General features: G+C 52.2%; 12 protein-coding genes. 2 read left to right on the top strand and 10 right to left on the bottom strand.

The window, feature by feature from the left end; genetic code table 11:
* Positions 1 to 888 precede the first annotated feature (888 nt).
* Positions 889 to 2,310 carry a cation:proton antiporter gene (locus FYZ48_RS25375; protein ID WP_149345331.1) on the top strand — a complete coding sequence of 474 codons (1,422 nt, stop codon included), beginning with the start codon at positions 889 to 891 and terminating at the stop codon, positions 2,308 to 2,310.
* A gap of 105 nt (positions 2,311 to 2,415) precedes the next feature.
* On the opposite strand, the gene FYZ48_RS25370 is transcribed toward FYZ48_RS25375, so the two are convergent.
* The 5 genes from FYZ48_RS25370 to FYZ48_RS25350 form a co-directional block, all read right to left on the bottom strand.
* Positions 2,416 to 2,877: a hypothetical protein gene (locus FYZ48_RS25370; protein ID WP_149345330.1), complete on the bottom strand. Its 462-nt coding sequence runs from the start codon at positions 2,875 to 2,877 to the stop codon at positions 2,416 to 2,418.
* 29 nt (positions 2,878 to 2,906) lie between these two features.
* Positions 2,907 to 3,497, bottom strand: a complete 591-nt coding sequence (locus tag FYZ48_RS25365) for a hypothetical protein (protein ID WP_149345329.1) — start codon at positions 3,495 to 3,497, stop codon at positions 2,907 to 2,909.
* 207 nt (positions 3,498 to 3,704) lie between these two features.
* Positions 3,705 to 4,475, bottom strand: coding sequence for a class I SAM-dependent methyltransferase (locus tag FYZ48_RS25360; RefSeq protein WP_149345328.1), 771 nt, complete (start codon positions 4,473 to 4,475; stop codon positions 3,705 to 3,707).
* Positions 4,476 to 4,814: 339 nt separating this feature from the next.
* Complete coding sequence (locus FYZ48_RS25355; protein ID WP_149345327.1) at positions 4,815 to 5,396, bottom strand: hypothetical protein; 582 nt, start codon at positions 5,394 to 5,396, stop codon at positions 4,815 to 4,817.
* 178 nt (positions 5,397 to 5,574) lie between these two features.
* Positions 5,575 to 6,594 (bottom strand): MBL fold metallo-hydrolase, encoded by a 1,020-nt coding sequence (locus FYZ48_RS25350; protein WP_149345326.1) that lies wholly within the window; start codon positions 6,592 to 6,594, stop codon positions 5,575 to 5,577.
* A gap of 316 nt (positions 6,595 to 6,910) precedes the next feature.
* Between FYZ48_RS25350 and FYZ48_RS25345 the strand changes: the two genes are divergently transcribed.
* Positions 6,911 to 8,347 (top strand): neutral/alkaline non-lysosomal ceramidase N-terminal domain-containing protein, encoded by a 1,437-nt coding sequence (locus FYZ48_RS25345; RefSeq protein WP_149345325.1) that lies wholly within the window; start codon positions 6,911 to 6,913, stop codon positions 8,345 to 8,347.
* A gap of 144 nt (positions 8,348 to 8,491) precedes the next feature.
* On the opposite strand, the gene FYZ48_RS25340 is transcribed toward FYZ48_RS25345, so the two are convergent.
* The 5 genes from FYZ48_RS25340 to FYZ48_RS25320 form a co-directional block, all read right to left on the bottom strand.
* Positions 8,492 to 11,131 (bottom strand): hypothetical protein, encoded by a 2,640-nt coding sequence (locus FYZ48_RS25340; protein ID WP_242022770.1) that lies wholly within the window; start codon positions 11,129 to 11,131, stop codon positions 8,492 to 8,494.
* Between the two features lie 70 nt (positions 11,132 to 11,201).
* Positions 11,202 to 12,080 carry a hypothetical protein gene (locus FYZ48_RS25335; RefSeq protein WP_149345324.1) on the bottom strand — a complete coding sequence of 293 codons (879 nt, stop codon included), beginning with the start codon at positions 12,078 to 12,080 and terminating at the stop codon, positions 11,202 to 11,204.
* Positions 12,080 to 12,745, bottom strand: a complete 666-nt coding sequence (locus FYZ48_RS25330) for an RNA polymerase sigma factor (RefSeq protein WP_149345323.1) — start codon at positions 12,743 to 12,745, stop codon at positions 12,080 to 12,082. Before FYZ48_RS25330 ends, FYZ48_RS25335 begins: the two co-directional genes overlap by 1 nt.
* Before the next feature lie 32 nt (positions 12,746 to 12,777).
* On the bottom strand, positions 12,778 to 13,047 hold the full coding sequence (locus FYZ48_RS25325) for a hypothetical protein (RefSeq protein ID WP_149345322.1): 270 nt from the start codon (positions 13,045 to 13,047) through the stop codon (positions 12,778 to 12,780).
* A gap of 62 nt (positions 13,048 to 13,109) precedes the next feature.
* Complete coding sequence (locus FYZ48_RS25320) at positions 13,110 to 13,322, bottom strand: hypothetical protein (protein WP_149345321.1); 213 nt, start codon at positions 13,320 to 13,322, stop codon at positions 13,110 to 13,112.
* Between the last annotated feature and the right edge of the window lie 356 nt (positions 13,323 to 13,678).

The raw sequence follows: 13,678 nt of genomic DNA, 5'->3' as shown, positions 1-13,678 counted from the left end.
TTTCACAGTCTCGTTCTGTTTTAGAAACTGTGGGCGGGTAAATACTTAAGGGATGGCAGCAGAAACAGACCTCTGCTGTTGAGAAATGAGACCACCAATTAAGTATCAAACGGATTGATCACCAGCTGATAGGCAGGCCCGCTGGTACATAACCATATATTTATACCTGAATATCATGCTTGTTTTCCAGCTTTTTAACAGGTGTTTAAACCCATTTAGCTCAAAGTGGAACTGATATACAGTAAGGAGGTTTTTCACTTGCAGGTCGCGCTGCAACCCACTTCCCAATGACCAGCGCACTTCTGTCTCCAGAACGGAACAAATTGCACTTGATCCTCACTTTCCGAATCGTATTCTTGTGTAATTCTGCTTCGCGCGCGAGGCGGATGATACGTGCACCGGAACCTGTCTCACTTGTGACTCAGATCCACCTGAATCGGCGTCGATTTTTCCCGCTTTTCACCGGAACAGAATGAACCGGTTCCCGCTGTCTCGTATAATCTCAAATCATTTGGCAGCACATTCAGATCAATTCACAGCAGACTCACCACACCTCACTGCACACTCGGAGCCAGTCAATACCCCCATTCCACTTGACGCCCCCACGCCGATTCACAAAATGCCAGATCGTCAGCCCCTTTGATACATCAACCAAAAACAAGTGCAGGACAGACTCTGCTTCAGAACCGGCACCACACTCAGGAAACCCGGCACGTATTTTACCAGAGCGCAACGCAGCCCCGGAGATGAACATCGTTAACCGAAACCAGAACCGCTTTCCAGATCCAGTAACAGGTCAGTCAGTGCAACCGAAGTGCGTTGTTTTTTCTCTGCCACAAAACCACCAGACTCCTTTTCTTCCCGGCGCAGGCCCCTATAATATCGCCCATGAACTTCTTCGATATCGCCGGCATCCTCGTGGCCCTCGCAGCGGCCTTCGCATTCATTAACCACAAACTGCTCAAGCTGCCCACAACGGTCGGCCTGATGCTGTTGGCGATGCTGCACGCAATCGCCCTGCTGCTGATCGATCGAATCGTGCCCGGGGCGACGGTGCTCACCGCGGCCGAAACGCTCATCGGCTCGATCGACTTCGACCAGACACTGATGCAGGGCATGCTCGGTTACCTGCTCTTTGCCGGGGCACTGCACGTCAACCTCAACGACCTCAAGGAACAAACCGCGGCCATCGCCCTGCTCGCGACCATCGGCGTCCTCGCCACGACATTCATCGTCGGCGGGCTCACTTATCTCATCACCGGCTGGCTCGGCATCGAGGTCCGCTTCATCTACTGCCTGATCTTCGGCTCCATCGTCGCCCCCACCGACCCGATTGCGGTCCTGGGAATCTTCAAGAGCCTCGGTGCCCCCAAATCGCTGGAAACCAAGATCGCCGGCGAGTCACTGTTCAACGATGGCGTCGGCGTGGTGGTCTTTATCGCACTCCTGGGCATCGCCGGTTTGGGCGGGCATGGCGAGTCACACGCAGACGAAAATCCGCAGAAGTCGAACCAGGTCGTTCAGCAGAGCGAACAGGAACCTCCGCACGAGGCGCAAGCAGGCACAGAGGTCACCGAGGTCACAGAGGACACAGAGACGAACGCCAGCGACGTCGCGAAACTCTTCGCCCTCGAAGCCGGCGGCGGAATAGCGCTGGGCTTTGTGCTGGGGCTGCTCGCATTCCTGCTGTTGCGATCCATCGATCACTACGCGACGGAGATCTTGATTTCGCTGGCGGTCGTGACAGGCGGATACGCGCTGGCGATGAAGCTGCACCTCTCCGGGCCGCTGGCAATGGTGGTCGCAGGACTGATCCTGGGGAACCACGGCCGCACACTGGCGATGTCTGACAAAACCCGCCAGCACCTGGACACGTTCTGGGAGCTGGTCGACGAACTGCTGAACGCGGTGCTGTTTGTACTGATCGGCCTCGAGGTCCTGGTGCTGTCGTTCCAGGAGAAATATCTGCTGGCCGGAGCGCTGGCCATCCCCGCGGCACTGCTGGCGCGATTCCTCTCCGTGGGCACGGTGATCACCGCCCTGAAGAAGTTGGCCGGCCGACAGTTCACATCGCACGCGATCAAAGTTATGACCTGGGGCGGTCTTCGCGGCGGAATCAGTGTGGCCCTCGCCCTCTCGCTCAAGGAAGAGATCCACGCCCAGCAATCGCAGTACGATACCGTCGGCGAACTCATCCTGACCATGACCTACGTCGTCGTCGCCTTTTCCATCCTCGTCGGCGGCCTGACCATCGGCCCGATGCTCAACCGCCTGGGCCTCGCAGGACAAAGCAAAACAGACGCCCATTAACTATTGGGGAAGACCTAAAGGGGGCAGGACTGCTCTGTGGAAAAGGCCTAGTCTGGTGCAGGATCATGGACGAATTAAAAGGAGTCGACTGCCCCCTTTTATGTCCTATCCTTGACACTTTTTTCTATCCTCAGGGTCATCAAAATTGCCGTAGGGTCGATCCCCTACAAAATCGTAAGAATCCCACTTTTCATCAGAAAAATAAGATTTCAACACCTTGAGCCCCTCAAGATAACGGGGGTCCAATTTACCATCAATGACAACATGCGCATACCAGTCTGCATTATTGACATAAGGGGTTTCATCTTCATCCAAATCAAACCTTCTACTGTTCGTTACAACAAATGAAAAAGAGCTTGGACTAAGCTTATCTTTAAGAAATTTGACATTTTCTTCACAATTATCTTGTGTAAAACACTGTGGAAGTAAGTTAAGTATGGCGTTCGCGTCATATACAAACTCATTTAATAGTTCAAACATCTGTCTCAAGTCATAAATACCTCTGAATGGTTCTATCGTTGCTCGCAAATTATAAGGGCTAAATGCAAATTTTTTTTTCTTATTCATCGTTAAATCCCCGCTTTAAGCTCGAAAAATTAAAAGGGGTCAGGACTCTTAATTACATTAAATAGTCCTGACCCCTTTATTCTTCTCGCATATACCAGTGGATCATATCCCATCGTCCCAAACAGGTAAGTCGTATTCCCCAGAAAGAGTTGATAATACCCCAACGGAGAGGGTGAAGGATTTCCAAAAATGTCTAATTCCATTTGTGGACGAGCCCCTTCAACTTTGATGAATTGAATGCAGGGCATTAGCTCCAGCAGAAATACCATTGGTGTTGTCGAGGCGTATGTTGCTGGCGACTCATCCTCTAGCAACCAATCTGGAATACCACCAATCTTTCCGAAGTCGCCATGAGTCGATTCACTCACTGTTTCTAAAGCAAAGAACGCAACTTCCTCTTCATAGTCCTCAATCATGATCGCATCCGAAGTGAAAAACACTAAAAATGCAAAATTTTTATCATATGTGGTTAGAAATCCATCCGGAATGTTACAGCCGCGACTGTGATTGTCCAGCATCTCTGGAATCAGAAAACGTTCGTCGACACATTTCATACACGCAAAGCATGATAAGGTTTTGCCAACCCAGTCTGTCCCTGATGGAAAAGCGACTTGGAACATAAAAGTCTGAGCCTGACCACACAGCTTACAATCAGGCAACTTCGTCCCAGCGGGGACCGATGGTTTTCCACCGATATATGACTGCTGACTGCCTTGGGACGCATTTCTTATTGATAAATTTAACATCGTGCTAAGACTTATTGAATATTCTAATGATTGCCTGCCCAAGAAGACCTAAAGGGGCAATCATTTTATGGTTCCTGGTACTTATATCTGTCCGTACCCTTTGTGGCTGCATCCCGAATGACGCAACACGAAGATGTGGAAAAATGGCGTGATATCGAATTCGTATTCTATTTCGAGTTCTGTATTTTTCGCCAGCGTTATCCAGGTGAACCGAGGGTAGAAATGGAATAACCCCGGGCCAAATACCGTAGCGGCTGCAACGTTGCGAAGATGTTCGGCAATAATCAGCCGCCCTCCCGATGTGGTGATTCGTGCCAGCTCCCGAAAAAGTGCTTCGCGCTGTGACGCATCGCGGATTTCGTGCGCAACGAGAGTCACCACTGTCAATTCAGAAGAGTTGTCTGACAGCGGCAGTGCATCTGGTTTGGCGGCGAGAATCGGGGAATCGCCAGACTTCTGCTTTGCTCTGGCAATTGCCGGTTCGGTCATCAAGGAATCGTCAAACAGGTCCAGTTCGATATATTCGGCGAGAGGAAATATTTTCGGGACGGGGAGAGTCGTTTCCTCGATGCAGATACTTAGTTGGACACATGATTGGGGCGGCAGTTCGACGCAACGAGTTAGCCAATCACCGGAAAGAAAATCAGGACGATCAAACATGATGTGAAATGCGACGAAAGACGCGATCGCATACCAGGTCGCAACCACAGCACCGAAGAGTCCCAGGTAAAGGACCGGCGGCGGCCCCAGTTGGGTCGTCCAGATGGTAAATCCTACAGCTGCCATCAGGCAGCAGGTGAGGTAAAGCGGCCAGTTGTATCGAGCGAGGGAAACAGCGCGGTCAAAACTCATTCTGGTATGCGATTCTGTAATTATGTGTCTTCGCTGGACAGGACGTTCACACTTGCTGCATCTTATTCTGCTGCTCCGATATTATAACATTGTCTATAGTGCACGAAGTATGCGGAATACCTTGTTCTCAGTAATGATTCACAGGTCGCATTTACGGAGCTATCCAGGGATGGCTAATAAAAAAGAGTCGTTGACCCTTTAGGCATCGTTGCTTTCCGGTTCAATGGTCCAGTCTTTGGAGAACTCGGGAGGATTAAAAGGGGTCAGGACTCTTTAGTGTAATTCTAACATACTGAGCTTCATTGCCCCGCCCCGATATGCCTTTAATCACAATTTTCTCTATGCTGTTTCTACAAAATCGATTCCTGCGAATTCCAGCTTTCGTATTGCTTCTACCATTAATTCGCTGGCGAAAAATCGATAATAGCTCACCTTCACATTCTCGTTGGCGATTGATGAAGCGAAGAAAGTGGAATCGGAAGCTGGCAACGTCATTCCTTGAATAAACGGCCCAATGATTCTTTCACCATATCTACCGCAACATGTGCACTGATTATGGTTTTCAAAGCCGGCCCTGGTTTCATCGGTTTCGACAAGTAACTCAGGCATAACAATCGAATGTTTCGAATCTGCAAGTGGGACAAACCTAAGTCCCCCAAACTCAAGTTTCTTGATCTCGTCACAAAAACGTGCCGATACGCAGATCCAATCCTCAGACGTTGCAACAATATCGCTGTTTGTTTGCACTATGAAATGAGAGCTCAGGCCACGGGAAATAGCGATATTTTCGTCAATCTTTCCGCAACTTTGACAAACCAGGTCACGATATTCTTCTCGAACCACAAGCATACCGTTCAGATCTTCTTCAAAAAACAGCCAGTTGTCTGATAGTTCGTCATCGGGTTCAATCAAATAAAACATCTTAGTTTCCTGCTTTTTTGGCTGCGTTCAACGCCATACAAAATGCTGAGTAAATACAAGTGTCAGAATCCTTCGAAGACCTAAAGGGGAAATTAAAAGGGGTCAGGTCTCTTTATTTATAAAGTCCTGCACCCTTTATAAACTATGAAAGACGAGCATGCTTCGGTGCCACGCCTTGTCAGCTGCCGTTGCTCTCCGCTTCGATGTTCCAGTCTTTGGGGAACTCAGTGTCGGGAAAAATCGTTCGGCATTCGGTCAACATCTCACCCCATTCACCTCTCGTATACCGGTCGGATAGATGGAATAAGACGAGATTGCCGACACCGGAGCGGGCGGCCAGCTGGGAGACCGCTGTTGTCGTTGTATGAAAGTTGCGTTGTGCGAGATCGATGTCCTGATCCCGGTACTGTGCTTCGCAGACAACCGTGGTGCAATCGTCTAAAATTTCCTGCAGTTGTTCGCTCGTTGCATCGTCCAGCAGAAAATCAGTCAGGTATGCGAGCGATTCGCCAGGCGATTCAACTAACAAATCGTTTCGTAGTGCCGCGAGATCAAATGTCCGGCCCTCGATGTCAATCGTCGGGGTCGCAGTGTCACTCTTAAGGTCTTTCATCCATGAACCGGGACGCAGACCCATTTCAGCAACACGGTCGGTCTGGATGTTCCACTTCGGTTTTTCGCAAACCACATACCCCAGGCAGGGGCCGTTATGCTTCAGGTGGATCGCAGAGACCGAATAGTCGCTCGTTTCCAGTAGCGGACTGCATTGTTCGGTCTTACCCTCGTTGTGGCATTCAGTAAACGCTTCGGAAATCTCGTAGCGGAATCGTTCAATGTGGGTCGGGTGCACGTCGTTTACAGACCATGTTCCCGATTGATTCGAGTGAAGATTCCACCAGAACCCTTGAAATCGATGGTGCAGAATCGCAGACGTACCGGCAGGCCCCCAAATCACGTTTGGCTTGACGTCGCGATTGAATGTACAACGGAAAAACGAATCAAAACCGCCAATGTGGTCCATGTGCAGATGCGAAAAGAACAGATGATCGATCGCCTGGATCTCGGAAAATGGCAGGCTCGATAAGCAACCATCGCCACAGTCAAACAGTAATCGCGCGATCGATTGTCCCGACTCGACGCGAACGAAAAGTGCATTATCGCGGCCTGGTTTTCCAAGCACCTGGAAGTGGAGAGTCATTTATCTAAAGGCATCTAACTTGTGATGAACCTGCACGGACCTGTTCTGAGAGGGAATAAATCCGCGCAGAATTATTGATGATTCGTTTTGATATACTGCCCCGGCAGCTTCATATCACACTGAGATACTGAATATAATGTCAGCACATTGAGTATAATACTCAGTCAGATCAGATTTACAATATGGAACCTGACTCTTCACTTTCTGCCTAGAGACAGGAGTAAAAAAGTTGTCAGGAACTTTTTGCTGGACGGAAGCAGCCATTTGTTTATAACAGTTGGTAATCAGCATCACCCTTTGACGGAAAGCGCATACCATGTATTGGCGAACTATATTCTTCACGCTGCTCGTCTGTTGCACCACGGGACCTGTCACTGAGACGCAGGCCGAACCGGCGCAACTCCGGGCGGGCGCCTCTGCCGTTGATGTTTCACCACGCTTATTCCCTTTCAGCCTGCGTAGTGGCAAAGCCATGGATCAAAGTGCCATCCATGACCCGCTGCATGCCCGGGCGATCGTCCTGAATGATGGCAAGACCATTGTCGCGATTGTAGTACTCGATGCGCTCGGCGCTCCCCCCGAGATGCTGAATGAAGCGAAACAGATCGCTTCAAATAAGACCGGAATTCCCGTCGAACGCATCCTGATTTCCTCGACGCATACGCATTCGGCGCCCCCGTCCAACCGAACGGAAGGTTCCCCCGGGGATGTCGCTTATCGGGAAGTTCTGATCAACGGACTCGCCCAGTCAATCATTCAGGCGTACGAGAAACAGCAGGTCGCTTCGCTGGGCATGGCGTCGCATGAGCTTCCTGAAGAAGTCTTCAATCGCCGCTGGTTCCTGAAACCCGGCAAGATGCCTGCGAATCCCTTTGGGAAAATGGACATCGTCAAAATGAATCCGGGAACCAGCGCAGCTGTGCTGGACCGACCGGCGGGCCCCGTCGATCCGGAACTGATGGTCCTGTCCATTCAGAATCAGAAGCGAAAACCGCTGGCCCTGTTGGCCAACTATGCTCTGCATTATGTGGGAGGCATTCCCAAGAAGCACGCTTCGGCAGATTACTTCGGCGAGTTCGCCCGGCTGATGCCAGCGCGCCTGCGTGCGGATCAGAACTTCGTCGCCATGATGTCCAATGGCGCCTCCGGCGATATCAACAACATCCCCTTTCTCGTGAACCGTCCCCCGCGGGAGCCGTTCGAACAGGTCCGGATTGTGGCGAGCAAAGCCGCTGATACCGCGTATTTTGCTTACAAGAAAATTGAGAACCACGAACGCGATATCAGCATCGACATGCTTGAGAGAAAGGTCGACCTCAAATACCGTCGACCCACTGCAGAGGATGTAGCCGCTGCACGAAAAGTGCTCGCCTTGAAAGACAAGAACGACATCGCCAGGCTGCCCAACAAGGCCCAAAGCTACGCACGCAAAGTGGTCCAGGCGCACGAACGGGAAGAAGACACCCTCACCGTCACCCTGCAGGCGATTCGTATTGGTGAGTATGCCATCGTCGGCATTCCGTTCGAGACACTGGTGGAGATCGGGCTGGAAATCAAGGATCGCAGCCCGTTCGCACGCACCATGGTCATCGGCTTAGCCAACGGACGACACGGCTACCTGCCCTCTCCCGAACAGCATCGGCTGGGCGGCTATGAAACATGGCTCGGCACGAATGTCGTCCAGAAAGACGCCTCGGTGATCCTGACCAACAATCTGCTGGAGATGCTGGACGAACTCAATCAGCGTAAATAACAATCAGTAACAGCAGCGAATTCACCTCGCCTGTTTGAATGCCCTCAAAGCTGGTATCCTCTCGTGCTCTTTCGCTCGAGGTATTGCGGACTGTCGTACTTTGTGCCGACCCCAGTGGTTTGCATGGACTGCTGTTGTGACCTGTTACCGTAACAATTCTATAGCCGCCTGTCTCAGCCGATCAAAATTTAACAGTGCCCGTCGATCGTATTCCGCTGTCCCCGCGTCATCATCGTTTTGCTTCCGGACCGATCCGGTCAAGCTGACATAGTGCTCAATAAATGATCGCATCTGGCTGGCTGTCCAACCCTGCCGCTGCTGAACCAGGGTCAGGTATTCGATGAGTTGCTCCGCTTCGCGATAGGCTTTCAGACGAGCCGAGTGGCGGATCACCGTTTTTCCCTCCGATGTTTGATCAAAGATGAACAGTCCCAATTGGTCAGCCTTTCGCAACGCCTGCCCTGATTTATCGATCGTCTGCCAGGGAACCAGACCGGTCGCACCATGACGCCAGGCATCCACTGCCCAGGCCTGCAGCTGACGATTACTCTCGTGCACCGGATTGGAAGTACCATAAACCCAGACCCGCAATCCATCCCGCTGCATGCGGTCGGTGACCAGCCTGCGATAATTCTGAAATGCCGAGGCAGAAACAACCCACAGGTCTCCCCGCCCCGCAAGTTCTCCCCGGCAATATTCCGGTCGGGAAATATCGATCCGATAGTCAATCTGAATTTCTTCGGCGTTTCTCCGCCCGCGGTCCGTCAACTCTCCATAATACTGCAGGGCACGATAGTCCCAGTAAGCCGATGGTTCATCCAGAATCCACGGCGCTTTGGTCTTCTCGTTCAACGACCCTTTGTTGTTGAAATACACCTGAAAACCGGCCTTGGTCCAGCCCCGGGATTTCGCCAGTCGCACAAAATCTTCCAGCACATTTACATACGTCTCCGCGTAGACCGGAGTGTCTTTGAAGGCACGATACGCGTCAGGATCCCCATTGAAATAAGCCCGACAGTTCAGCGGCCAGCTTTCATGAAACGTCAGGTAGAACCCTGGTGCTGGTATGCGACCGCGGTGACCATCCTCAAAGCACGTACCATCGAGATACGGACCAAACGCTTCGGCAAAGTCGTCCCAGTAAGCCTGCTTCGCCCCCGGCTCAATGGCATCGTACCGTCGATTGTTCATCCGGCGACCGGAGCGAAGACGCATATCGAGATTGCTCTTCCGGGCGCCGGGGGCGGCGGTATGATGCGAATAATGCAGAATATTGGCATGCACCCGATGGTCGTACGCCACCTGCTGCAGCGCGTAATAATCATCAACATGGTCCGGGAGACCATAACCGTTCATCTCACACAGGAACGACGCCTTCCGCGGAAGTCGGACAGGCAGCACGGTCAGCTTGAGCGGAACTTCACGGCCATCGGAAACCGCGAGTTTCCCGGTATAGTCCCCTGCTGTTGCCTCGAACGGAACATAGCAGTCAACGAAGACTGCCTGGTCCTGCTCTCGATCTAAAGGGATCGTTTTCGGCAGAGGTACCAGCGGATCTGGAATTTGACGCCCCTGGGTTGGAACGTATTTTGCCTGAAACAGATCGACGCGCCATTCTGGTGGATCGAGCTGGCACTGGACGGAAACTTCATTGTCGCCACGCAGAAGTACCTGAAAGCTAATCACTTCACCGGCAGCGGCCGTCAGGTGGATTCGCTGTCCATCGAACAGGGAATTATGTGTCCGATAACCCGGGGGCAAGTCCCCCACGGCGCGACCATTCCGGTCATACTTGTCAGTCACTGGTATCACTGCCAGACCAGACATGGGAGGCCTGGCAGCAGGCAGCGGACGCACCTGGGGCAAACGGACTGGTGCAGTGCTGAAAAGTTTCCCTGTTACCTGAACCGGTTGCGACTGCTGTCCCGTACGGTTGACGGTGATTACTTCTACTGAATGCAGTCCCGGCTTTGTCACATTATCGGGAAGATCGCGCAGCGGAATCGTCTGACTCTCTCCGGGATGCACCAGGGGAATATTATGCCGACCCAATGGGTGTCCCTCCACGAGAACGTTGTAGGCAAAGCCGCGCTGCGGTGCCTTCAGTGTCAGTTGAGCAGACGCTCCATCAACGGGAACCAGCTGCAATTCTGTGGCAGGCAGTGGTGCGTCGTCAGAACGGTCTTCGGTCTCAACCAGCAGGTACGGCTGTTTGCCGGACTGTTCGCGCGAGAAGATCGTGGGGTTCCGTCCGTAATCCGTTTCGTGTTCATGCAGTGCCAGTCCAAAGGCAACGCCCGCGGTCATGGCATGAATCAGATCGACCGGCACCTCGCAGTGGTACTGACCGTCACGCAGCTCGAACTCTGACTGCTGAACCAGGGTAAATGCATTTCCGCTCGATACAGTAGGAAATCGCGCACCAGGATACCCCCACCCGTTGATTCCCTCGATACCCGCAGTCAATCCTGATGACGTCATCTCCTGCCAGGGGGCCGCGATCGTGGAGAGTGTGACTGCCGAAATCGTCTCTGCAGCAGGATAACAAACCAGTTCGGTCCGCGTGATCGTTTTTCCCTTTACAGCCGCCAGATCGAAGCTCAGTGCCACGATGTGCTGGTTCCCCTTAATTCGTATCCGGCTACTCGAACCGGCGTTGACCGACCACTCCCGATCAACCATGACAATCGAGTTATCCTGAATCACAGGCAGACGGACCGAATCAGCCCAGACACGCTCACTCCCTGTAAAGCACAGAATCACGACACATGCAAATCTCATCATAAGCAGTCTCACTTCAGGGGACCTTTCTCGTATTCCTGGGAACCAAGGCAATCATTGAAGACGATGGACATCAGCCGGCGGTATTCGCACGCGTGCGCAGGGCTTTGACCAGTTTGCGGATCAGGGCATCAGCCGCCTCATCGGCAGATTGCAGATCGGCCCCCTCGTTCAACGCGGCGATCTGTTCATCCAGTTTTCCGGCCCATGCCTGGCAGCGTTCAACCAGCCAGGTTCGATCGTCCTGCGATAACTGCGGATGCGGTGCATTAATCAAAGTTTCACAACCAGCACGGAACTGTTTCAAGCGTGTTTCCAGAGCCGCTTTAGTCTCCGTCGGCTTGTTAAACCACTCTTCCGCGGAATCGGCCAGTTGATTGAGATATTCAGCCGCAGGCACATCCGCCGTCAATGCCCCCGGTCGATTCCAGCCCCAGCCCTGGGGAGCAGCCGGCTCCTGATTCAGAAACAGAGCCACCAGTACCAAAGCCGCTGAGACGAAACCAATGATTCCAATTTTGCGATAGGAGACGGTCTGGAACGCAGGCGCGGTTGTTACATTATGGATCTCTGTCGCAGGCGGTTCTGCGATCTGCTGCTTCAGCCAGTCCTGCCCGCGAGAGACTTCCGTCTCATCCGTCAGCGCTGCTATCCGCTCCTGCCAGAAATCCCCTCCTTCCAGAAAGAGTTGCTCCTGCAGTTCGAGCAGCAGCTCCGGATGGGTTAACAACTGCTGTATCTGAAGTGGCGACAGCACCTGACAGCCCTGTTCTAACACGGACTCCCGCTGATCCTGTAAAACGTCATCCAGGGTCGGCTGCGCGCCGTTCTCTTCTGCATGCACGGCCGCTAATTGAGAAACAACCGACATCAGCTCCGGCTGAAGCAGTACGTCATCGAGCCAGGCTCGCAGCTCATCCGTTTCCTCAGGTAAATTGAAAGCGGTCAGCATCAGGCAGTCTCCTTCCGTGTCGACTGGACGCACTCTTCCAGGAACTGTTTGGCTCGATGGAAACGGGTTTGAACCGTCGTGTAGTCGATCTGCAATTGATCGCTGATTTCGCGATGACTCTGCCCTGACAGCCGCAATTGAACAATCTGCTGCCGGGAGTCATCCAGTTGACTCAGACAATCCTGCAACTGCTGCTTCTCTTCCTGATTGATGAAGGCCTGAGCGGCATCCTGCATATCAGGCGCATCCATTCCCTCAGAAAGTGAGGTCATCTTCTTTTTTCGAAATTCGTCCAGCAACAGATTCTTCGCAATCTGAAATAACCAGCCACGGAAATGGGAGCCGTCAAAGTACTCCGGTATTTTCTGCCAGGCCCGTAACCAGGTCTCCTGGGCAATGTCCCCTGCGACGACATGCGAACTGCAGCGTACCTTCAGGAATCCCAGCAGCACAGTAGCGTGCCGCTCATACAACAGATTAAACGCGGCCTCTGCTTCCTGTTTCTGCGCAAACGTCTCTCCCTGACCTTTGATCAGGTCCGCCAGTTTTTCATCTGATCGGGATTCGAGGTTTTCGCATGTGGACATTCCCCTACGATAGCCGGGAACGATCTGGATCTCAAGCAGATTCCGCCCGCTTCCCTGGTAAAGGGATGTCTCTGGCAATGGGTACAGACATCCCCGGGACAGACGAGAGTCTAGTAACACACGCGAACCCAGGTCGTCACGGGAACGCGGACGGTTTTGTAACAGACCTGCCTGACCCGATACGGTCTGCCAAAGTTGTCGTAGCGGGTGACAAAATGAGTAAAACGTCGCTTCTGAAACTGGTAGGTCACAACCGGCTTCATCACGCACCGCACCGGTGGTTGCGCGTAGGAACGGGCTTGGGCAACCTGCCCGGCTGAAAGCGGTACCAGGCAAGCGGTACAGAGTAAAGCGGTTTTGAGAAGTTTCATATTAAACATAACAATGGCTCCTGTTTTCGTTGGTGGTTTTAAGTTCGTGAGCTGAATGGTCTTTGCGGGACTCAAACGAGATTGCTGTACTTTTCCAGCATTCTTTCGTCGACATCGACTCCCTGATGGATGATGTTGTCCTCTGAGTTCACGGTGCTTTCCAACATCTGAAGTTCGGATGGGTTGCAGTCTGCATCCAGATGCAGATCACAAAGGTCTTCCTGAGTTCCCACTCCACTGACGACCATGGAAACGTTCAATACGAATGTGATGAGATTAGACATGGTTCTCCCTTTCAAAAATAAAATTGATTCAGTTGGCTGCCAGACTCAGCATTGTTCCGGCTTTCAACAGGAGAACGGGCACGCGTCGATTTTCTTCCGCGTTTTTCCTCAAAAAAGAAATTTTCCCCAGCCCCTGAAAAACAGGGGTTATTTCGATGCATCACAGTCAACAGGCGGATGAAATAAAGCCCCTCACTATAATGGTGCCGGCCCCCTCCCCTCAGTTCTCAAACCAGGTGGAGAATGAATGGAGGCAGAGCCCTCTGGCCAGCACTGGATGAATTCTTCTAAAAAATGGAAAGACCCGGGAAGATTTTGAACGGACAGTCGTTTACATTGATAACTACCCGTTTTGA

It is taken from the genome of Gimesia chilikensis (assembly GCF_008329715.1).
GTDB classification, from domain to species: Bacteria; Planctomycetota; Planctomycetia; order Planctomycetales; family Planctomycetaceae; genus Gimesia; species Gimesia chilikensis.
Note: the sequence above shows the minus strand (reverse complement) of the source record. Positions and strands in the feature narration are given on the sequence as shown.